This window comes from Neisseria subflava, from assembly GCF_003044935.1.
GTDB lineage: Bacteria > Pseudomonadota > Gammaproteobacteria > Burkholderiales > Neisseriaceae > Neisseria > Neisseria subflava_E.
Genome location: NZ_POXP01000002.1, coordinates 185,802 through 205,361, shown reverse-complemented (window position 1 = coordinate 205,361; position 19,560 = coordinate 185,802). Strand labels below are relative to the sequence as shown.

At 52.1% G+C, this 19,560-nt stretch carries 25 protein-coding genes, 1 tRNA gene and 1 pseudogene; 11 read left to right on the top strand and 16 right to left on the bottom strand.

Annotated features, from left to right (window positions below; genetic code table 11):
• Positions 1–764 precede the first annotated feature (764 nt).
• The 3 genes from DBY95_RS06605 (at position 765) to DBY95_RS06595 (ending at position 3,330) form a co-directional block, all read left to right on the top strand.
• Positions 765–2,300: a sodium-dependent transporter gene (locus tag DBY95_RS06605; RefSeq protein ID WP_107723799.1), complete on the top strand. Its 1,536-nt coding sequence runs from the start codon at positions 765–767 to the stop codon at positions 2,298–2,300.
• On the top strand, positions 2,300–2,392 hold the full coding sequence (locus tag DBY95_RS06600; RefSeq protein WP_036493939.1) for a methionine/alanine import family NSS transporter small subunit: 93 nt from the start codon (positions 2,300–2,302) through the stop codon (positions 2,390–2,392). Before DBY95_RS06605 ends, DBY95_RS06600 begins: the two co-directional genes overlap by 1 nt.
• A 308-nt stretch (positions 2,393–2,700) precedes the next feature.
• Complete coding sequence (locus DBY95_RS06595) at positions 2,701–3,330, top strand: hypothetical protein (RefSeq protein ID WP_107723798.1); 630 nt, start codon at positions 2,701–2,703, stop codon at positions 3,328–3,330.
• Positions 3,331–3,410: 80 nt separating this feature from the next.
• Here the strand turns inward: DBY95_RS06595 and DBY95_RS06590 are convergent, their stop codons facing one another.
• Together DBY95_RS06590 and DBY95_RS06585 are read right to left on the bottom strand one after the other, a co-directional pair.
• Positions 3,411–4,106 (bottom strand): LrgB family protein, encoded by a 696-nt coding sequence (locus tag DBY95_RS06590; protein WP_107723797.1) that lies wholly within the window; start codon positions 4,104–4,106, stop codon positions 3,411–3,413.
• A gap of 15 nt (positions 4,107–4,121) precedes the next feature.
• The gene (locus DBY95_RS06585; RefSeq protein ID WP_107723796.1) at positions 4,122–4,595 is read right to left on the bottom strand and encodes a CidA/LrgA family protein; all 474 of its coding nucleotides are present in this window, start codon (positions 4,593–4,595) and stop codon (positions 4,122–4,124) included.
• A gap of 14 nt (positions 4,596–4,609) precedes the next feature.
• On the opposite strand from DBY95_RS06585, the gene DBY95_RS06580 reads away from it, so the two are divergent.
• Both DBY95_RS06580 and mgtE read left to right on the top strand, forming a co-directional pair.
• Entirely contained in the window at positions 4,610–5,503 is an 894-nt protein-coding gene (locus DBY95_RS06580; protein ID WP_049331643.1) for a LysR family transcriptional regulator, read from the top strand.
• Positions 5,504–5,749: 246 nt separating this feature from the next.
• Positions 5,750–7,222 (top strand): magnesium transporter, encoded by a 1,473-nt coding sequence (gene mgtE / locus DBY95_RS06575; RefSeq protein ID WP_004518972.1) that lies wholly within the window; start codon positions 5,750–5,752, stop codon positions 7,220–7,222.
• A gap of 149 nt (positions 7,223–7,371) precedes the next feature.
• On the opposite strand, the gene DBY95_RS06570 is transcribed toward mgtE, so the two are convergent.
• Positions 7,372–7,638, bottom strand: a complete 267-nt coding sequence (locus tag DBY95_RS06570) for a SemiSWEET family transporter (RefSeq protein WP_004518970.1) — start codon at positions 7,636–7,638, stop codon at positions 7,372–7,374.
• 218 nt (positions 7,639–7,856) lie between these two features.
• On the opposite strand from DBY95_RS06570, the pseudogene DBY95_RS06565 reads away from it, so the two are divergent.
• Positions 7,857–8,386, top strand: a pseudogene (locus DBY95_RS06565) (IS1595 family transposase); the annotation flags it as partial.
• A 20-nt stretch (positions 8,387–8,406) separates the two neighbouring features.
• On the opposite strand, the gene DBY95_RS06560 reads toward DBY95_RS06565, so the two are convergent.
• Positions 8,407–8,790: a hypothetical protein gene (locus DBY95_RS06560; RefSeq protein WP_004518967.1), complete on the bottom strand. Its 384-nt coding sequence runs from the start codon at positions 8,788–8,790 to the stop codon at positions 8,407–8,409.
• 207 nt (positions 8,791–8,997) lie between these two features.
• Here DBY95_RS06560 and thiE point away from each other — a divergent pair, with 207 nt between their 5' ends.
• The 4 genes from thiE to DBY95_RS06540 are packed head-to-tail and all read left to right on the top strand — an operon-like array spanning position 8,998 to position 11,046.
• Positions 8,998–9,615, top strand: a complete 618-nt coding sequence (thiE, locus tag DBY95_RS06555) for a thiamine phosphate synthase (RefSeq protein ID WP_004518966.1) — start codon at positions 8,998–9,000, stop codon at positions 9,613–9,615.
• Between the two features lie 41 nt (positions 9,616–9,656).
• Positions 9,657–9,851 (top strand): sulfur carrier protein ThiS, encoded by a 195-nt coding sequence (gene thiS, locus DBY95_RS06550; RefSeq protein WP_004518965.1) that lies wholly within the window; start codon positions 9,657–9,659, stop codon positions 9,849–9,851.
• Positions 9,852–9,909: 58 nt separating this feature from the next.
• Positions 9,910–10,203: a YciI family protein gene (locus DBY95_RS06545; RefSeq protein ID WP_039861865.1), complete on the top strand. Its 294-nt coding sequence runs from the start codon at positions 9,910–9,912 to the stop codon at positions 10,201–10,203.
• Positions 10,204–10,257: 54 nt separating this feature from the next.
• On the top strand, positions 10,258–11,046 hold the full coding sequence (locus DBY95_RS06540) for a thiazole synthase (RefSeq protein WP_049332237.1): 789 nt from the start codon (positions 10,258–10,260) through the stop codon (positions 11,044–11,046).
• A 70-nt stretch (positions 11,047–11,116) separates the two neighbouring features.
• Here the strand turns inward: DBY95_RS06540 and DBY95_RS06535 are convergent, their stop codons facing one another.
• The 9 genes from DBY95_RS06535 to DBY95_RS06495 form a co-directional block, all read right to left on the bottom strand.
• Positions 11,117–11,884, bottom strand: a complete 768-nt coding sequence (locus tag DBY95_RS06535) for a uracil-DNA glycosylase family protein (RefSeq protein WP_107723795.1) — start codon at positions 11,882–11,884, stop codon at positions 11,117–11,119.
• Positions 11,878–12,321: a ribosomal protein S18-alanine N-acetyltransferase gene (rimI, locus tag DBY95_RS06530; protein WP_107723794.1), complete on the bottom strand. Its 444-nt coding sequence runs from the start codon at positions 12,319–12,321 to the stop codon at positions 11,878–11,880. Before rimI ends, DBY95_RS06535 begins: the two co-directional genes overlap by 7 nt.
• A complete protein-coding gene (tsaB, locus tag DBY95_RS06525; RefSeq protein WP_107723793.1) occupies positions 12,318–12,992 on the bottom strand; it encodes a tRNA (adenosine(37)-N6)-threonylcarbamoyltransferase complex dimerization subunit type 1 TsaB in 675 nt (224 codons plus the stop codon). The genes rimI and tsaB overlap by 4 nt, the downstream gene beginning before the upstream one ends.
• A gap of 163 nt (positions 12,993–13,155) precedes the next feature.
• Positions 13,156–13,830 carry a glutathione S-transferase family protein gene (locus DBY95_RS06520; RefSeq protein ID WP_107723792.1) on the bottom strand — a complete coding sequence of 225 codons (675 nt, stop codon included), beginning with the start codon at positions 13,828–13,830 and terminating at the stop codon, positions 13,156–13,158.
• An 8-nt stretch (positions 13,831–13,838) separates the two neighbouring features.
• On the bottom strand, positions 13,839–14,234 hold the full coding sequence (locus DBY95_RS06515) for a hypothetical protein (protein ID WP_107723791.1): 396 nt from the start codon (positions 14,232–14,234) through the stop codon (positions 13,839–13,841).
• On the bottom strand, positions 14,235–15,401 hold the full coding sequence (locus tag DBY95_RS06510) for a beta-ketoacyl-ACP synthase III (protein WP_107723790.1): 1,167 nt from the start codon (positions 15,399–15,401) through the stop codon (positions 14,235–14,237). It lies immediately after the preceding gene.
• 19 nt (positions 15,402–15,420) lie between these two features.
• Entirely contained in the window at positions 15,421–15,723 is a 303-nt protein-coding gene (locus DBY95_RS06505) for a GNAT family N-acetyltransferase (protein WP_283114128.1), read from the bottom strand.
• Positions 15,701–16,609, bottom strand: coding sequence for a hypothetical protein (locus DBY95_RS06500; protein ID WP_107723789.1), 909 nt, complete (start codon positions 16,607–16,609; stop codon positions 15,701–15,703). Before DBY95_RS06500 ends, DBY95_RS06505 begins: the two co-directional genes overlap by 23 nt.
• A 309-nt stretch (positions 16,610–16,918) precedes the next feature.
• Positions 16,919–16,994 (bottom strand) — tRNA-Phe (locus tag DBY95_RS06495).
• A gap of 204 nt (positions 16,995–17,198) precedes the next feature.
• Between DBY95_RS06495 and DBY95_RS06490 the strand changes: the two genes are divergently transcribed.
• Positions 17,199–17,759 (top strand): hypothetical protein, encoded by a 561-nt coding sequence (locus tag DBY95_RS06490; protein ID WP_049336656.1) that lies wholly within the window; start codon positions 17,199–17,201, stop codon positions 17,757–17,759.
• Positions 17,760–17,806: 47 nt separating this feature from the next.
• Here the strand turns inward: DBY95_RS06490 and coaD are convergent, their stop codons facing one another.
• The 3 genes from coaD to DBY95_RS06475 all read right to left on the bottom strand — a co-directional run bounded on the left by coaD (position 17,807) and on the right by DBY95_RS06475 (position 19,551).
• Positions 17,807–18,319 carry a pantetheine-phosphate adenylyltransferase gene (coaD, locus tag DBY95_RS06485; protein ID WP_049345008.1) on the bottom strand — a complete coding sequence of 171 codons (513 nt, stop codon included), beginning with the start codon at positions 18,317–18,319 and terminating at the stop codon, positions 17,807–17,809.
• A gap of 106 nt (positions 18,320–18,425) precedes the next feature.
• Complete coding sequence (locus tag DBY95_RS06480) at positions 18,426–19,112, bottom strand: Bax inhibitor-1 family protein (protein WP_107723788.1); 687 nt, start codon at positions 19,110–19,112, stop codon at positions 18,426–18,428.
• 163 nt (positions 19,113–19,275) lie between these two features.
• On the bottom strand, positions 19,276–19,551 hold the full coding sequence (locus DBY95_RS06475; protein WP_003682648.1) for an oxidative damage protection protein: 276 nt from the start codon (positions 19,549–19,551) through the stop codon (positions 19,276–19,278).
• Between the last annotated feature and the right edge of the window lie 9 nt (positions 19,552–19,560).

Sequence of the window (19,560 nt, the reverse complement as noted above, 5' to 3'; positions counted from 1 at the left end):
TCTTTTGGGTTTGGGTTGTGGATTGAATGGCGGCAATTATAGCAAAAATGTAGTGTTGTGTAATTAATGTTTTATTGAAAAATTTAGGTTCGATTATTTTTGATTGTAGATGATTAGAGTAGAAATGCAGGTTTAAATTTAATGTTATTTAATATTTTTTGAAATTTTATTTTTATTAATTCCATTTTTTGGTGTTTTATGTTCGTTTTAAATCATGGTAATGAAGGAAACGGGAAAAGGCGGATTGTTTTTGTTTATATTAAACGGAATTTTGGGACGGTTTCTTGATTACAACATGCAACAGTGAAATTTTCAGACGGCCCGGATTGGACGGAAGGAAAACAGGCCGTCTGAAACATTTTGATGACGGGGGATTTGAATGCGTTGGGTTGCCGCTTTTCCTTACTGGATAAGGAAAAGGCGGTTTGCGGCGAGGGCGGCTGTCAGTGGGAAGGGGAGGGAAAAACGGGGCTTGGGTGTTGCGTTTGGCTTGTATATAAAGAAGTGTATGAAGATTTTAGTCGTAGTGCATGAAGATTTTCCTTGCGATTTTAATGCAATACTGACTTGCCAACAGTGTTAAATTTTTTTACGATAAGGTCAGATTATGTTTGCATGGCCATAAGCGGTGCATTCTTTAAATACCGGATATTATCCTTGTCCGAATATCTATTTTAACCGGCCGGTTTGTCCGGCCTGATTTCTAAATATATACGCGCAAGGCCGGGAGGCCTTGACGACACTCGATTTTTAAGAGGTTCATTGTGTCAAATTCTCAATCCAGCGAACGCGCGACGTTTAGCAGTCGCCGTGCCTTTATGTTTGCCGCCATCGGCTCGGCCGTGGGCTTAGGCAACATTTGGCGTTTCCCTTACATCGCCTTCGACAACGGCGGCGGTGCTTTCGTCCTCCCTTATTTGGTTGCGCTGTTGACGGCGGGTATTCCGCTGTTGCTGCTCGACTATGCCATCGGCCACCGTTACCGCGGCTCGCCACCTTTGGCTTTCCGCCGCCTCGGCCGTTTGTTTGAGCCGATGGGTTGGTGGAACTTCCTGACCAACGTCATCATCTGTATCTACTACGCCGTGATTGTCGGCTGGGCGGCAAGCTATGCCTATTATTCTTTGACTTCGGCATGGGGTGCGGATCCGCAGGCATTCTTCTTCAAAGACTTCCTGCAAATGGCCGATGCCAAAGACTTGGGCTTGGATTTTGTTGGCAAAGTTGCCGGTCCGTTGATTGCCGTGTGGGTGTTTACGCTGGCGATTATGGCTTTGGGCGTGCAAAAAGGCGTAGCCGGTGCATCCACATTCTTCATGCCTTTGTTGGTGGTGATGTTTGTCATCATGGTGGGCATTGCGCTGACACTGCCGGGTGCGGCAAAAGGTTTGGACGCTTTGTTTACGCCTGACTGGAGCCGCTTGGCGGATCCGAAAGTCTGGGTAGCCGCATATGGCCAGATCTTCTTCTCGCTCTCCATCTGCTTCGGCATCATGATTACTTATTCTTCTTACCTGAAGAAAAAAACCGACTTGGGCGGCACAGGCTTGGTTGTCGGCTTTGCCAACAGCAGCTTCGAGTTGCTCGCCGGTATCGGCGTATTCGCAGCATTGGGCTTTATGGCGCACGCGGCAGGCAAAGAAGTCAGCGAAGTGGCATCCAACGGTATCGGTTTGGCGTTTATTGCGTTCCCGACCATCATTAACCAAGCGCCGATGGGTGCGTTGATTGGTGTATTGTTCTTCGGCTCGCTGGTGTTTGCCGGTGTAACTTCCATGATTTCCATCGTTGAAGTGATTGTGGCCGCGATTCAAGACAAAATGAACATCGGCCGTGTCAGCGCAACGCTGATTGCAGGCGTTCCCATGGCGATTATTTCCACCTTGCTGTTCGGTACGACCACCGGCCTGCCTGTGTTGGACGTATTGGACAAATTCATCAATACTTACGGCATTGTGGCTTCCGGTTTTGTTTACGTTTTGGCGATTGTCTTGTTGAACAAGCTGCCGGAACTGCGCAACCACTTGAACGCGCTGTCTTCCATCCGTGTCGGCAAAGTGTGGACCGCCAGCGTGGTGGTTACTGTCGCTATGCTCGGCTATATGCTTTATCAGGATACTGCCGGCCTCTTAAAAGAGAATTACAGCGGCTATCCTGACAGCTTCCTCAATATCTTCGGTTGGGGTATGGTGGGCGCCATCCTCGTATTGTCAGTCTTGCTGTCGTTCTTGCCGTGGAAACACGGTCAGGGCTTCAACGTCAAAGACGAACATGAACACGAACGTGAAGGAGAAGAATAATGAGCACTTCAGCTATTGTCATGATGCTTGTCGCACTGATTGTCATTTGGGGCGGATTCATCGTCTCCGTCCTGCGCCTGCCTAAAGAATAAGGCTTGAGCAAATGAAAAGGCCGTCTGAAAGTCATTTTTCAGACGGCCTTTTTGCCGCATGGCAAGGGGACGGAAGAGGGGGAATCATCTTGGTGGACGGCATGGGCGAGATTTTTAATAATGGATGACCAGGTATGATGTATAAATTATATCTATTTGTTTTAAAAAGATTTAAATCCGATTATCGTGTTAATAAACCGTTGTTCCCTTCAATCTTTGCCCGCTGTTTTCTTTGTTTTAGAATAAAGTCCGCAATGCCTTTATGAGGCATTAGGTACAGTATCCGTTTATTTGTTAAGGAGAATTTTATGGCTAAAGTACATCAACCAAGTAAAGAAGGTGATTCTGAAGATTTTGTTATCCGCCTCGATCCGCGCGAATGGGACGGTACTTTTTCAGGAGAAGGCAAAGGTCCTAATGACGGCTATGATGATGACCATACCATCCGCCTCGATCCGCGCGAGTGGGACGGTACTTTTTCAGGAGAAGGCAAAGGACCTAATGACGGCTATGATGATGACCATACCATCCGCCTCGATCCGCGCGAATGGGACGGTACTTTTTCAGGAGAAGGCAAAGGTCCTAATGACAGCTATGATGATGACCATACCATCCGCCTCGATCCGCGCGAATGGGATGGCACTTTTTCAGGAGAAGGCAAAGGTCCTAATGACGGCTATGATGATGACCATATCATCCGCCTTGATCCGCGTGAGTGGGAAGGTTTCGAGCCTGCGCAGCCGGCCGCGAAGCCGATATTGGAATCCAAAGCTTTCGATGGTGATGAACTTTTGAGCCGTGCGTTTGGTGAGGCTGATCCTCTTGATTCTTCTGCCGGTCTTTCCTCAGACAATGCGACCTATTCAAGCAATGGTACGGGTTCATCTGCGTTGGATACCATCCATGATTTAGCAGAGGCTTCTATTTTCAAACTGTAATCGTTCCATAATATAAAAGGCCGTCTGAAACCAATATATGTTTCAGACGGCCTTTTTGTGTATGGTCATCAGGACGGGGCCTAACTCATCATCCAGATTACCAAATGCACCATGGTCGGGCCAAACAATACCATAAAAAGTCCGGCCAAAATCATGGTCAGGCTGGCCATCACGCCTTCGGTTTCGTGGCGTTGTCCGGCGCGCGATGTGCCGAAGCCGTGGGCGGCATTGCCGAATGCCACGCCGTTGGCGGTATGGAAACGGATGCGGGTAAAGGCCAAAAACAGGTCGCCGAATATCATGCCGACAAAGCCGGTGATGATGGTGAACAGGGAAACGAGCGAGGCGGAGCCGTGGATTTCGCTGGCGAGGACGACGGCAAACGGGGTGGAGATGGAGCGCGCCATCAGGCTGTTGGTCACTTCGTTGTTGAAATGGAACATATGGCTCATGAGGAATGCGCTGACTATGCCGACAAACATGCCCACCATAATGGCGATGGAGAGGATGGGCAGTTGGCGGCGGATGACTTCGCGGTTTTCATAAATGGGGACGGCAAAGGCAACAGTAACCGGAGTGAGCAGGAAGACGATGCCTTGGGTATATTTATGGTAGGTGTCGTAATTGATGCCGAATGCCAGCAGCAGGAGGATGGTGCTGACGGAGACGGTAACGACGGGGGAGAAAATCATTAAGGGTTTTTTGCGGTGGATTTTTTTGGCAACGACATAGGCAAAGCAAGTCCAGATGAAGCAGGCGAGGGCGGTGTAGTCCATTTTTATTCTCTATTTTTAGGAGTGGAGTTTTTTGTAGAGACGGCGTTTCCAGCGGTAGCAGAAATCGAGGGTTAGGGCGGTGCTGATCATCACGAGCGCGGTGCCGACGGCGATGGTCAAAATCAGCTGCCAACCTTCGGACATCAGCAGGTCTTGATATTGCAAGACGGAAACCATGATGGGGATGAAGAAAAAGACGAGTTCGCCCAATGCCCATTTTGCGCCGCGGTCAACCATGCCTGGGCGGATGATGCCGAGCCCCAAAAGGGCGAGCATGAGGAACAAGCCCAATACGCCTGAAGAAATAGGCAGATGCGTGAAGCGGACGATAAGGTCGGAGACGCCCCATACTGCGCCGATGATGGCAAGCGGCAAGGCCGTCTGAAAAAATCTGGTGAGGGAATCCATGATATGGGTGTGTGTTGAATGAAAGGCTTGATTATAGAAACCTGGTTTCTGCATAATATGAATTATTAAACGAATAATCATGCCCTAGAGGAATAATGGACTTCAAAAGCCTGTATTGTTTTGCCGAACTCATCCGCCTGCAAAGTTTTTCGGCCACGGCTTCCGCGTTGAATTTGACGCAGCCGACGGTCAGCAAAATCATTCAGGCTTTGGAAGAAGAATTGGGCGTACCGCTTTTGTGCAAAGAAAACGGACGCAAAAAGCGGCAGGTACAGCCGACTGCTATCGGCGAAGAAGTCTATCGCCACGCGTTAAACCTTCTACACGAACGCGATTTGCTACTGGCCCGCATTGACGATTACCGCCATGTCAAAAGCGGGACGCTGCGTTTGGGCTTGGCTTTGTTTGGCAGCGATTTGCTCAGTCATGCGCTGTTTGATTTCCACCAAAAATGGCCGGACATCGAATTGTCGTTTTTGGAACAAGGCTCGCTCGCCATCGAGCAATCATTGCGCAACAACGAACTCGATGCCGGACAGCTGCTCGCGCCGGTTCACGAAGACTTCGACAGCATCACGTTGTGCGACTATCCGCTGGTGGTCTTGATGCCGAAAAGTCGGGCAAGACACGATGCACTGACGCTCAAAAGCCTGCAACACGAGCCCTTCATTCTGTTCGGCGCCGGTTTTTCCCTCAACGAAACCATTCAGACGGCCTGCCGCAATCAAGGTTTTACGCCCAATGTTGTCTGCCGTACCGGACAATGGAATTTGGTTGCCGACATGGTGGCGCACAATATGGGCATTGCCTTGTTGCCCGAATACTATGCCCGAAAAATCAATCCCGATGTCTTTGCCGCCATTCCTTTGGTCGAACCCGAAATCCGCTGGCAGCTCACCATGGCATGGAAAAAACACCAACGCCCGACGCCGGCCTTAAGGGCTTGGTTGGACGTGGTCAGGGAAGCGTTCGGCAGGCGAAACAAATAAAATCAAATCATCAGGCCGTCTGAAAAAAAAGGGGTGTCGTTATCACCCGCTTTCAGACGGCCTTTCCCGTTAAAAATGGTAAAACGGCCTAAAAAAGAGTAGAATATGCACCGTTTACAACTCTGCGCCTCTCAGCAGGCTCGAATTATGGACCTTCCCAGTTCGCCTTTGAACTTCCCATCAGACACACAACAACCATAATCATCCCGCCGAAATGCCTCCCCGCGTCCGGCGGGCGGAGCATTTATGAGCATCGAACAAACCCCTCCGAATCTCGACCATACCCCCGACAATGAAGCGGTGGAAGACCGCATTTCTGACGATCGCATCTCTGACGATATCGACCGCATCCACGCCTTATGCGAAATCCTCGAGCCGTCCTTTGAACAAATCGAAGCAGGCGTGCCGATTGAAGACGAAAGCCTGCGCGACAAGTTCACCGAGCTGACCGTCCTCTTGGCCGAGCTGCACCCTGCCGACGTGGCCGCCGTCTTGGAATCCCTGCCGCCGCGCGAGCGTAACATCGTCTGGCTTTTGGTCGCCCCGGAAGACGACGGCGAAGTATTGCTGGAAGTATCCGACGCCGTACGCGAAACGCTGATCGAGTCCATGGACAAAGACGAGCTGTTGGCCGCCGTCGATGATTTGGATGCAGACGAATTGGCAGAGCTGGCAGACGACCTGCCGCACCAAGTGGTGTACGAAGCGCTGCAAACGCGTGATGAAGAAGAACGCGAGCAGGTCAAAGCGGCGATGTCTTACGAAGACAACCAAGTCGGCGCGATTATGGACTTTGAATTGGTCAGCATCCGCGCCGATGTGGCGTGTGAAGTCGTATTGCGCTACTTGCGCCGTTTCGACAGCCTGCCCGACCATACCGACAAGATTTTCGTGGTTGATGAAAACGACGTGTTGCAAGGCGTGTTGCCCATCCGCAAACTCTTGGTCGCCGACCCCGAAGACATGGTGGCGGACGTGATGGCCACCGATGTCGTGCGCTTCCGTCCCGAAGACGACGTGGAAGAAGCGGCACAGGCGTTTGAACGTTATGACTTGGTCACCGCGCCGGTTGTCGATGAAAACAAAAAGCTGATCGGCAGGATCACCATTGACGAAATGGTGGACGTGATCCGTGAAGAATCCGAAGCCGACATGTTTAACATGGCCGGTTTGCAAGAAGAAGAGGACTTGTTCGCCCCGATTTGGGACTCGGTGAAAAACCGCTGGATGTGGCTTGCCATCAACCTGTGTACCGCCTTTATCGCCAGCCGCGTAATTGGCGCATTTGAAGGCAGTATCGAGAAAATCGTCGCACTGGCTGCGCTGATGCCCATCGTCGCCGGCATCGGCGGCAACTCCGGCAACCAAACCATCACCATGATCGTCCGCGCCATGGCAATGGGACAAATGACCAGTACGCAGGCAGGCCGCCTGCTGAAAAAAGAAGTCGGCGTCGCCCTCGTCAACGGCATTATTTGGGGCACGGTAATGGGCGTGATTTCATGGCTGCTCTACGGCAACATCGGCATCGGTTTGGTCATGGTGGCCGCGATGACCTTGAACCTTTTGCTGGCCGCGACCGTCGGCGTCCTCATTCCCGTCATGATGGACAAAGCCGGACGCGACCCGGCATTGGGCAGCTCGGTGCTGATTACCGCGGTTACCGACTCCGGCGGCTTCCTGATTTTCTTGGGATTAGCAACCATGTTCCTGTTGTAATAGGAAAAAAAAGACGTGTTCGATACGTCCTTTTCAAACCGTTTAAAAGGCCGTCTGAAATTTCAATTTTCAGACGGCCTTTGCTGTTTTTTAAAGCTTTACATCATGAGGGCGTTTAGTTTTGGGGCTGACGTAGATTAGCCCCTTGTTTAAAGCGAAGTCAGAAAAGTCAGAAATCCCAATATCACGCCGACTGCGTTGGGTATAATCAGAATCCAGTCTTTCCGGGGTTCTTTGCTCCAACCGTACAAAACCCAAATCAGACAGGATACTGCTGCAAACAGAGGTTGCCACGGCTGCGCCTTTGCCCCTTGCATATTGGCGATAATTTGGGGGATATAGGCGACAAATACGAAAATACCTATTGCCGCTCCTATGCTGCCGACAACGGTATTGAATTTTGCTTTGCTTATCATGCTGGTAAGTCTCCTTTTAATATGAAAATCGAGGCGGTAGATAATATGGGCAGGCTGACTCAGCCGAGGGAACAGCCGCAGCCGCAATGATGTTCGTGGCCTTGGCCATGTTCGTCCGAATCTTCGGCAAGCAGGGCTTCGTAGTCGCCGCTTTCAATCAGGCTGACCAGTTCTGCCGGACTTTCCGCGCCTTCTACCTAGTCGCAGGATAAATAACTCTATTCTACCGCAAAATATGTATGTCATCATCCATCATTTGGCCTTGGCTGCCGATGAGGTTTTCGAGGGCTCTGTCGAGCTGGACGAAAGCTATTTCGGCGGACAGCGTAAAGGCAGACGTGGTCGAGGTGCGGCAGGAAAAGTGGTTGTCTTCGGCATTCTGAAACGCAACGGACGGGTCTATACCGTTGTGGTGGATAATGCCAAGTCTGAAACGTTATTCCCTGTCATCAAAAAGAAAATCATGCCGGACAGCATTGTTTACACGGATAGCCTGAGCAGCTATGATAAGTTGGACGTGAGCGGTTTTATCCATTACCGCATCAACCATTCCAAGGAATTTGTCGACCGTCAGAACCACATTAACGGCATTGAGAATTTTTGGAATCAGGCAAAACGTTTCTTGCGAAAATACAACGGAATCGATCGCAAATCTTTCCCGCTGTTCTTGAAAGAATGCGAATTTCGATTTAACTTCGGCACACCGTCTCAACAGCTTAAAATCCTGCGAGATTGGTGTGGAATTTAGGGCTAATCTACGTCAGCCCCTTAGTTTTTGATGACGTTTACGGCGTAATGGGCAGTAGTGTTACGGCGGGCTTGGGCGCGCATCATATAGACCTGCACTTTATATTTGCCCGATTGGGTAGCGATACCGTCAAATTTATCGCCTTGTGCCGAACCGTTAAATACGGCTTCATCGTCTTTGGGTGCCCATACGTTGAAATAGGCGTTAGGGCTGCCGGTTTTACTGATGCGCAGGCGGTCGCCCTTGCGTACGGAGAACAAATGCTCGGCGGTTTGATAGCCGGTGATTTTGCCGGAAAAACGCTGCTTGGTTTGTTTGTGTGCCGAAGCTGGTTTTGAAGCTTCCGCTTTAGGCGTGGCGGCATTTGAATAAGTGGTAAACAGTAAGGGAAGGGCGGCTAACAAGAGAAATTTTTTTCATGGGTTGGGTCTCCGAATGTGGGGCGCCAATATGGCACTCATTTTGATAACCCATCAGTATGTTCATATTTTTATAAAGCCAAAGCCGAATAGGGCAATATTCATTTTTTCAATCAGGCCGTCTGAAAACAAATATTATTCAGACGGCCTTTTCTGATAATATAACAACGAATTATTCCTTTCGGAGCCGTTATGACCTTCCCGCCACTCAAATCTCCCCTGAAATTTTACGCCGTTGTTCCCACTGCTGACTGGGTCGAGCGCATGGTCAAAGCAGGTGCCGACACGGTGCAACTGCGCTGTAAAATCCTGCATGGCGACGAGTTGAAACGCGAAATCGAACGTTGCGTCGTAGCCTGTCAAAACAGTGCAACCCAGCTTTTCATCAACGACCACTGGCGCGAAGCGATTGCCGCAGGTGCATACGGCGTGCATCTCGGGCAGGAAGACATGGACACTGCCGACCTAGCCGCGATTGAAGCTGCCGGTTTGCGCTTGGGCTTGAGTACGCACTCTGTTGCCGAACTCGATCGCGCCTTGTCCGTACAACCTAGCTACGTCGCCAGCGGCGCGATTTTTCCGACCACGACCAAACAAATGCCCACCGCCCCGCAAGGCTTGGAGAAACTGCGCGAATATGTGAAACAGGCTCGCGGCATACCCGTCGTCGCCATCGGCGGCATCGATTTGAACAACGCTGAAGATGTACTTGCCACCGGCGTTTCCTCCCTCGCCGTCGTCCGCGCCGTTACCGAAGCGGAAAATCCCGAAGCCGTGGTTAAAGCGTTTCAGGCTTTGTGGGATGAATAAGGCCGTCTGAAAATAAGAAGTCTGACAAGAGGAGCAGCATTATGAAGATTATATTAAACAATGAAGCCATCACATTAAACGGCACAACCGTTGCCGACCTTATCGCCCAAACCGCGCCGCAGAAACCGTTTGCCGTTGCCGTCAATACCCAGTTTGTCGCCAAAGGCGCGTATGCGGAAACGGTTTTAAACGAAAACGACAAAGTGGACATTGTGCGCCCCGTAGTCGGCGGATAAGCGGTTTTACTGCGTGTATAGCTGCGCTATTGGTTTAATGCTGAGAAAAGGAAAAGAAATGTTTATCGTATCGTTGGAATATATTAAAGACTTGGCTGCGGTTGAAACCTACCTGTCCGAGCATATTGCGTATCTTGAACGGTATTATCAAGCAGGTGTATTTGTGATGTCTGGACGCAAACAGCCGCGGACAGGCGGCATTATCCTGATGAAAGCATCAGGCAGGGAACAGGTGGAAAAGTTAATTGCAGAAGACCCATTTCACCGAGAAGGCGTAGCGAAATACACAATTACCGAGTTTATTCCGACTAAGGTCGCGGAAGGACTTGAAAACTATTTGGAAACTATCTGAACCGATTTTTCAGAAGGCTATCGCCCCAAAAATAATATTACAAAGGAATCCATCATGTTTACCCTATATGGAGAAACTTTCCCTTCACGGCTGCTACTCGGTACGGCTGCTTATCCGACGCCGGAAATCCTCAAGCAGTCTGTTCAAATCGCGCAACCGGCGATGATTACCGTTTCATTGCGCCGCGCCGGCAGCGGCGGCGAAGCGCACGGGCAGGGTTTTTGGTCGTTGTTGGAAGAAATGGGTGTGCCTGTGTTGCCCAATACCGCAGGCTGTCAAAGCGTACAGGAAGCTGTGACCACTGCGCAAATGGCGCGCGAAGTGTTTGATACCGATTGGATTAAGCTCGAACTTATCGGCGATGATGACACGTTGCAGCCCGACGTGTTCCAACTGGTCGAGGCGGCGGAAATCCTGATTAAAGATGGCTTCAAGGTGCTGCCTTATTGCACTGAAGATTTGATTGCCTGCCGCCGACTGCTTGACGCAGGCTGTCAGGCGTTGATGCCGTGGGCGGCGCCGATTGGCACGGGTTTGGGCGCGGTTCATGCTTATGCGTTGAAAGTCCTGCGCGAACGTCTGCCCGACACGCCGTTGATTATTGATGCCGGTTTGGGTTTGCCTTCGCAGGCGGCACAAGTGATGGAATGGGGTTTTGACGGCGTGTTGCTGAACACTGCCGTTTCCCGTAGCGGCGATCCGGTCAATATGGCACGCGCTTTTGCGCTTGCGGTCGAGTCGGGCCGTCTGGCTTATGAGGCGGAACCTGTGGAGGCGCGTGAGAAAGCGCGCGCCAGCACGCCGACGGTGGGTCAGCCTTTCTGGCATTCGGCGGAATATTGAAAAATATTAGGGCGTGTCGAACACGCCCTTTTTGTTGGTGAAAAACCTGATGTCAGGTTGAACAGAATGTTCAGACGGCCTTGGCCAAAAGCTGTTTCAATGGCTTTAAGATTTGCCATGCCTGCGCTTTGAGTTGCGGCTGCATCAGCAGGCGGGCGGGATGGGGGATGACGAAATGCGGCCGCTCTGCGCACAATTCATTCATCAGCCCGATCATGTCTGGGCTATCAAAGATTTTGCCGAGGAACAAGACTGCGCGCGCTTGCGAAGCGGTCAGCTCGTTTTGCATTTCGGCAAGCTCGGAACGGATGTGTTCGGCATCGGGCAGGGCGGTAAATACAGGCGCGGTTTTGACCCACGCGGTTTTGTGCGCCTGCTCGGGTTTGAGGCCGATGGCGGCGAGGATGTTGTCGAGAAGCGTGCCGACGTCGCCGCTAAACAGCGTACCGTGCAGGCTGTCTTCGGTGGACGGACAAATGCTGACCACCATGATTTCAGACGGCCTGATGGTTACGTCAAGACGGGGCAGATTGTCTGAATGCGCGGCTTTTTCTGTTTTTGCCGGTGTTTCGTAAATGGCTTTGGGTGCCGCTTCGGGAATGCGGGCAGCAGGTTTGGCCGTTTGCGCAGTGGCAATGGCGGCAGTGCGTGCATGATGGGCGCCTGCGGATAAAGTGCGCACGGCTTGCGCGGTATCGGCAGCAATGGTTTTGGGGCGGACGGGTGCGGCTGATGCTGCGGTTTGAGGCGCAGCATGGATGATTTTGGCGTTTCGGTTCAGCCACATCGGGCCCAAGCCCAAGGCTTCGTGCAGGTGCAGGTAGCGGCTGCTTAACATGATTTCTCCATCAATACGGCATCTTCGCTGCCACCGTCGGGCAGGGCGTAGTAGTTTTTGCGGCGGCCGCAGGTTTGGAAGCCGTGTTTGCGGTAGAGCTGTTGCGCGGTTTCATTGCTTGCGCGGACTTCGAGCAGCAATCGGGTCGCGCCTTGCTGTTGCACTGCGTTTTGCCAGTGTTGCAGCAGGGCGGACGCAATGCCTTGGCGGCGGTATTCGGGCGCGACGGCAATCAGGTGTAGCTCGGACTCGTCAAATACGGTTTGCCATACGATAAAACCGGTAATTTGGTGGTCGGTCTGGCTGAGCCAAATGCTGTCGGGATGGTGTTGAACCGCCGATTCAAACTGCTGCACCGTCCACGGCGAAGGATTACCTTGTGCGTCGATGGCGGCAAGGGCGGGGCAGTCGGCAAGTACGGCTGGGGGCAGGTTCACGGTTTGGCCTTTTGTTGGGCTTGCTCTTGCGCGGTCAGGGCAATTTTGTTGCGGACGTAGAGTAGCTCGGCGTGCGCCGCGTCAGTAGCAAGATAGCGGCCGCTGCGGGCAAGTTTGAGATAGTCGGCGGCAGTCGGCATATCGGCTTGACCGTCAAAAGGCGGTTTGTCGGCGAGGGCAAAGGCATTGCCGACGCCGCCGCTAGGCGTTTGGCCTTCGGGCGCAATAATGGTGGCGGCTTTGCCAACCGTGTAATCGCTCAAGCGGACGTGGTTTTGCGTATCAAACCATGCGTAGAACACTTCGCCCATGCGCGCATCGGTGGCCGCCAGTATGCAGCTTGATGGCGGCAGCAGCGAAGCGGCGGCATCGAGGCAGGGAATGCCGATCATGGGCGTGTCAAACGGCGTGGCCAAACCTTGTGCAACCGCCGCGCCGATACGCAGGCCGGTAAATGCGCCGGGACCTTGTGCATAAACGATGCAGCCCAAATCGGCGGCCGTGATGCCTGCTTCTTTGAAGAGGCGTTCGATTTGCGGCAGGATTTGTTCGGATTGCTTGGTGCCGACGTTTTCGTGAAACAGGCGGATTTCGCCTTGATGTTCCAATGCGATGGACAGAAAGGATGTGCTGGTGTCGATGGCAAGAGTCGGGCGGTTGTCGGTTGGCATGGTGTTATTTTTTTAGAAGGATATGGGTTGCCATTATAGTGGAACGGCGATGGGGAACAAAGCACTCGGACGGCGTTTGGGTAAAAACGCCGTTTACCGCAAAGCTATTCGATAAGTGAACCAAGGTTTCAGGCCGTCTGAAAATATTTCAGACGGCCTTGTTTTATTGGTCGAGTTTCAATAAAGGCGAACCAGCTTTTTCAACGGCGCGGCGGTAGGCTTCATGCGCTTCGATGCGCTGCAAATAAGCGCGGATATTGGGGTAGTCGGCAAAGTCGAAGCGGTCGGCCGCGGCTTGCAGCGGATAGCTCATCATGATGTCGGCACCGCTGAGGCTGTTGCCGACCAACCATTCGCGGTTTTCCAACTCGCTGTCAATGTGGGAAAGATGCAGGGCGGCTTGCGGATGGATAAAGCTGCTTTTGACGCTGCCGCTGATTTTGCGGGCAATCGGTTTGACGAAAAACGGCATGGGCGCGCTTTCAATCCGGCGGAACACCAGTCCGAGCAGCAATAACGGCATCAGCGAACCTTCGGCATAATGTAGCCAGCGTTGATATTGCCAGTATTCGCGGCTGCCGCGTTCGGGCATCAAGCGGCCGTTGCCGTAGGTTTGAATCAGATAGTCGGTAATCGCGCCGCTTTCCGCCAAGATAAAGCCGTCATCATCCAATAAGGGCGATTTGCCCAAGGGATGGATGGCTTTGAGTTCGTTAGGGGCGAGCAAAGTGTCGGGATGACGGCGGTAGGTTTGCAGGCGGTAGGGCGTGCCGAGGATTTCAAGCAGCCAAACAATGCGCAGGGCGCGGGATTGATCGAGCGAATGCAGGGTAATCATGAGGGACTTTAAATATCGGTTTGTTTGAGGTCATCTATGCTGATTTGGCAGGCATCGGCGTATTTTTGCAGGGTTTTGGCAGGTAGTTTGGCGAACACTTCGGGACGGAAATGCCGACGCAGCTGCCATTTCCATACGCCTGCCGCCATGGCCAAGCCGGTTTCATCATAACGACAGCGGAACATATGGTAGTACAGCGGCGAATATTCGCCTTTTTCGACGGCTTCGCGCGCGGCCTGCGTTTGGGCATCGAGTTCGCACACCGCCATTTCGGTGGCGTAGGCTTCGTCCTGCCAACCGTTGCTGGTGGCCGCTTCGTAGTGGCCGTCGCGAGTGCCGTAGATGACTTTGCGGTGGCCGTGGTAGCTGGCGCTGTTGTCTTGAGGAATGTCGTCAATTTTCATTCAGACGGCCTTTACTGCTTCCAAAAGCATGAAACATGTTGAAAAGCGTCCGCTTTCCGGAACGTAACACAGGATTTTTTGGCCGTGTTCGATGGGAAAGGTGCGCAGAAATTCTTCAAGGATGATGTAAATCGAGGCCGAACCCGTGTTGCCCTTGCTGTGCAGATTGGTAAACCATTTTTCCTGCGGAATGTCGAAGCCGATGTTTTTCAGGCCGTCTGAAAGGCGGTCGCGGAAAAAGCCGGAAGAGTAGTGGGGCAGGAACCAATCGATTTCTTCGGCGCGGATGCCGTGTTTGGCGGCGATTTGGGAGAGGGGTTTTTCCACCGTATAGCGGACGATGTTTTCGTTCAGCAGTTTGACGTCCTGCTTGACCGCCATCAGGCTGTGGCGGCGGCCGTAATCGGCATCGGTATGTTTCCAGCCTTCAAAGACGCCGTCGCGGAATTCTGCGCCGGCATACATGCAGGGCGGCATTTCGTTGGCGTAGGAAAGCAGGTCTATCCAATGGATTTTCAGGCTGAGGCCGTCTGAATTGGGGCGGTCGGACAGATACACCGCGCCTGCGCCGTCAGACAGCATCCAGCGCAAAAAGTCTTTTTCAAACCCGATTTCGGGGGACGCGTTTTCCAGTTTTTTATGGTCGGTTTCACTTTGAAATACTTCGCCCCGCATGACCGCCGAGGCGTTTTCGGAAGCAACGGAAAGCGCATGTGCGTGTTCGCCGGTACGCACGGCGTTGTAGGCGTGTTTCATCGCCGCCATGCCTGCCGCGCATACGCCTGCCATGCTGAACACTTCGCAAGGCGGCATATCCAGCAAACCATGCACCATCACACCGTGTCCGGGCATGGTTTGGTCAGGGTAGGAAGTGGCGCACGCCAGGCTGCCTATGGCTTCTGCTGGAACGCCTTGGGCAAACAGGCCATTGACCGCTTCGGCAGCCAACTCGGCATTGGTGTGCGTCGTGCGGCGGCTTTCGGGATCGATGGCGTAATGGCGCGACAAAATGCCGTTGGAACGCAAAATCATACGGCGCACGCGTGAAGGCACATCGCCTGCCATGCCGAGGACGGCTTCCATCTCGTCATTGCCGACAGGGGCATTGGGCAAAAAGGCAGAAACGCGGTTGAGATAAACGTCTTTGAGTGTGTTATTCGATGTCATGATGTGGTTGTCAAAATAATCAACCGATAAACCGCGCCGCGTAGTCGCAGCTTGCAGTTAACGGGATGTTGTGTGTTTCGGCGTATTCCATCAGCGCGCTCACCAGCAGTTTGGCAATGCCGCGATGACGGAAGTTGGGCGAGACCACGGTATGGTTTACGTCCCAGCCGCCATTATGTTCGGTATAGCTGATATAGCCTGCTTCCAAACCGTCAATGTCGATTTGAAAGCGACGGCGTTCGGGGTAGTGGATAACTTCGGGCATGATGGATTCCTGGTTTGAAGCCGTCTGAAACAGATTATCTGCCTGACGGTTGTTCATAATAGTCCGCCAGCTTTTTCAGACGGCCTTTGAGCAGCGGATGCAGCAGTTTTTTCAAAATTACACTGATGGGTAAAACCACCAAAATCATCGCCAATAAAAAGACGATGTAGAAGCACAACAAGGCATGGCGCAAGAGCGGAGAAATACGGCCTGCCGCCATCAAAAGCTTGCCCCAGATGAAGAAGCTGCGACCGGCGGCGCGTTCGCTGAAAATCAGTTTTTCATTCACTGTCGCCGCACCCATATTTTGAAACAGGGTTTCGTCCAAAGGCTGTTGGTTCAATAGTGTATCGCGCAATTTCGTCCCAAACCGCGCCGCATCCGCCAATTCTTCTTCAGCAATGCCGGCGGAGGGCAGGGAGCGGAAATAGCGTTTGTCGCCGGTCAGCATCCATGCGGGCGTGGTAATGAAACTTGCCGCGCTGTTGCAGTCATCGATTTTTACGATGTTGCCGATGAGTTTGGCGCCGTTTTGTTTCAGCAAAGATTTCATTTTTTCCTGCGCGCCCAGCCACATATTGCGGCAGCCGATAAGCGTGATGACCGGTTTGCCGTCTAACAGGCGGCGCGTTTCTTCGCGTTGCAAAAAGGCGGTAATCGGTTGCGAAGGAGAGAGGAACCAAACGGTGTAGGCAATAACCACCACATCGTAATCTTCGGATGGAATTTGCGGTGGCAGAATCGGGGCGGGTTTTAAATGGACGGTTTCAGGAAAAGTATCGAAAAAACGCCAAAACGGCCATGGAAACGGAAATGCCTGCTCCGGTACGATATTGACGCAATCGACCTGTATCCCGGCTGTTTGCAACGGCGCGGCAAAATTTCGCGCCAGGCTGGAGAGCTGCCCCGTTTGCGAGTAATGCATAATCAGCACTTTTTTCATTATCTTCCCTGCAATGAGTAAGTTATGGTTGGTTTGGACGGTATTATATAGTAAACCGACCTGCCTTGAACTTTATTCATATTCAGTATGTTCACGAAGGTTTCAACCGATTTGGATGGAAGCGCCGTATTCTGTCGGAATGGAGCGGAGAAGCGGATTTTTATGCCATGCCAACATGAACAACGGCCGTCTGAAATTTTTCAGACGGCCTTGTGTGGAAATCGGGACGCATGGTCTGGAACGGGATTTGCGCTTAAAACATGCGTGCAAATTGTATAGACAAAAAAATAACCGCTTCAATGCGGTTGGTGGTGGCCAGAGGCGGAATCGAACCGCCGACACACGGATTTTCAATCCGTTGCTCTACCAACTGAGCTATCTGGCCTTCGCGTGTTTCGTTGCGAGATGTGAATTAAACCAAATTTCGTTGCCTTGTGCAAGCGTTTGTAGGCTTTATTTTTGAGGCGGTAAATTAAGATTTTGTTTTGTATTGAATTATTTTTCGTTTTAATTGGCGGTTTTTAGGTTTGCTGGTTTGATTTTCAGACGGCCTAAGATACAATCGGCTTTTTTGCTTTGGATTTATGCCATGCTGTATGTGTTTGTTCGTGATATGTGGGATGTTTTGCGTTTGCGCTATCGTTCGCCGGAGACGTATTTGTATTCACCTTTGGTGATGGCGGCGGTGTTGCTGCTGTTGGGTGTGGTGAACGCGGCCAGCATGTCGCCTTTGTTTGGCAGTGGCGCGGCGGCGGTGTGCCTGTCGGTGATTTTGGTGATTGTGAAATGGTTGGTGTTGAGCCGCTCGATGCGCAAGGTGCTGCATTATTACGGTGCGCCCCGGTTGCCTTTGTGGGGCTTTATTTTGGTGTCTGAGGCTTTGCTGCTGCCGCTGTTGCTGGTGTTGTATGTGCCGGCGTTGGCTGCGTTTGCGCTGCTGTGGCAGGCTTGGGTTTTTGTGGTGCAGGTACGCGGTTTGATGTGGATGGGGAATGCGACGGTAGGCCGTGTTTTGGTGGGCTATCTGTTGTATGGTATCGGCGTGCTGTGTGTGGGTACGGTGATTTTGATGCTGTTTATTGCCGCCGGTTGGTTGGACATGGAAACGTTGAATCAAAACCTGCAGGCGTTGACGTCTGCCCGTAAATAATCAATGAAAATTGGAAGGCCGTCTGAAATGTTCGGACGGCCTTTGTTTTATGTGTTTGTTTCGTGGTCTTGCAGGATTTTTTGATAGACGGGGTCGGGGAGGTAGCGGCCTATCATGTCGCGCCAGCCTTGTGGGCCGACCAGGCCTTTGACCATGGTGGAGGATACTTCGGCTATTTCGCGCGGCGGCATCAGGAAGACGGTGGAGATTTCGGGGGCGATGTCGCTGTTGATGTAGCGCATCGAGCGTTCGTATTCGTAGTCGGCGGCGGAACGGATGCCGCGGACGATAAAATTGGCTTTGGCTTCGCGGGCATAATCGACCAAAAAGCGGTTTTCAAACACGCTGATGCGGACATTGGGGAAGGGGTGGGTAATGGCATCGAGCATGGCGCGGCGTTCTTCTATGGTGTAGGTGCTGCGCTTTTCGGGATTGGTGCCGATGGCGACAATGAGTTCGTCAAAGAGGGATTGGGCTTCCTGTATCATCCACAGGTGGCCGAGGGTGGGAGGGTCGAAGCTGCCTGCGTACACTGCACGGCGCGGAGTGGTCGTGGTCATTTTGGGTTGGGAATGGGGTTTGTGTACGTTCAGGATAGGGGAGTTTGCCGGTGATGTCAAAAATCAAAAAGGCCGTCTGAAATTTCAGACGGCCTTTGCGGCTTTATCAGTCGTCACCGCTAATAGAGATGAGGATTCTCAAGAGGCTGCTGAAAATGTTGTAGATGGAGATGAAGATGGTCAGCGCCGCGCTGATGTGGCTGTCTTCACCACCGTCGATAACGGCACGCACCTGCCACATAATCATCAGGGAACTGAAGACAACGAAGCCGGCCGCGATGGTCAGGCTCAGGGCAGGGATGTTGAGGAAGATGTTGGCCACAACGGCAATCATGAGCACGATGGCGCCGGCACCGAGGAAGCTGCCGAGTTTGTTCATGTTCATTGTGGTGCGGCGTGCCATAGCGGACATGGTGAAGAATACACCGGCGGTCATGGCGGCGGCTGTGCCGACGATTTGCGCGCCGTTGTTAATAGACAGGGTGTATTGCAACATAGGGCTAATGGCAAGGCCCATACCGAAAGTGAAGATCATCAACAGGGCTACGCCGACGTTGCTGTAACGGTTTTTCTCGATCAGGAAGGTCATGCCGTAGAAAAAGCCGAAGAAGGCGGCCAGGGCAACATAGTATGAACCGAACATGGCGAAAATGTTAAAGCCTGTTTTGGCGGAAAAGAATGCGCCGGCAATGGCAGGAATGAAAGACAGGCCGAGCAGGCGGTAGGTTTTTTGCAGGACGGTATTTTTGGCAACCGAGCCTTGCGAGGTATAGTCGTAAACGTCGTTTTGCATGGCGTTTGCTCCAGTGTGGATTGAAATAAATGAAATTTGGATTCTAACAGAGAATCATGGGTTTGTATGATTTATCTGTTCTATTTGCCTAATATGCGGGGCAATCGGGAATTTTAAAGGCCGTCTGAAAATCGGGTTTCAGACGGCCTTGGCTTTTCAATGCTTATTTAGGCTCTTGCGGAACGTAGCCTTGTACGGCATCTGCTCCGTCGCCGAAGAAGTATTGTTCCATCTGCTGGGCGAGGTATTCGCGCGCGCGCGGATCGGCAAGGCTTAAGCGGTTTTCGTTGATCAGCATGGTTTGGTGACGGGTCCAAGCCATCCATGCTTCTTGGGAAACGTTTTCAAAAATGCGTTTGCCCAATTCGTTGGGCAGCGGCGGAAATTTCATGCCTTCGGCTTCTTTGCCGAGTTTGACGCAGTGAACCATACGGGTCATGGTGGTTTC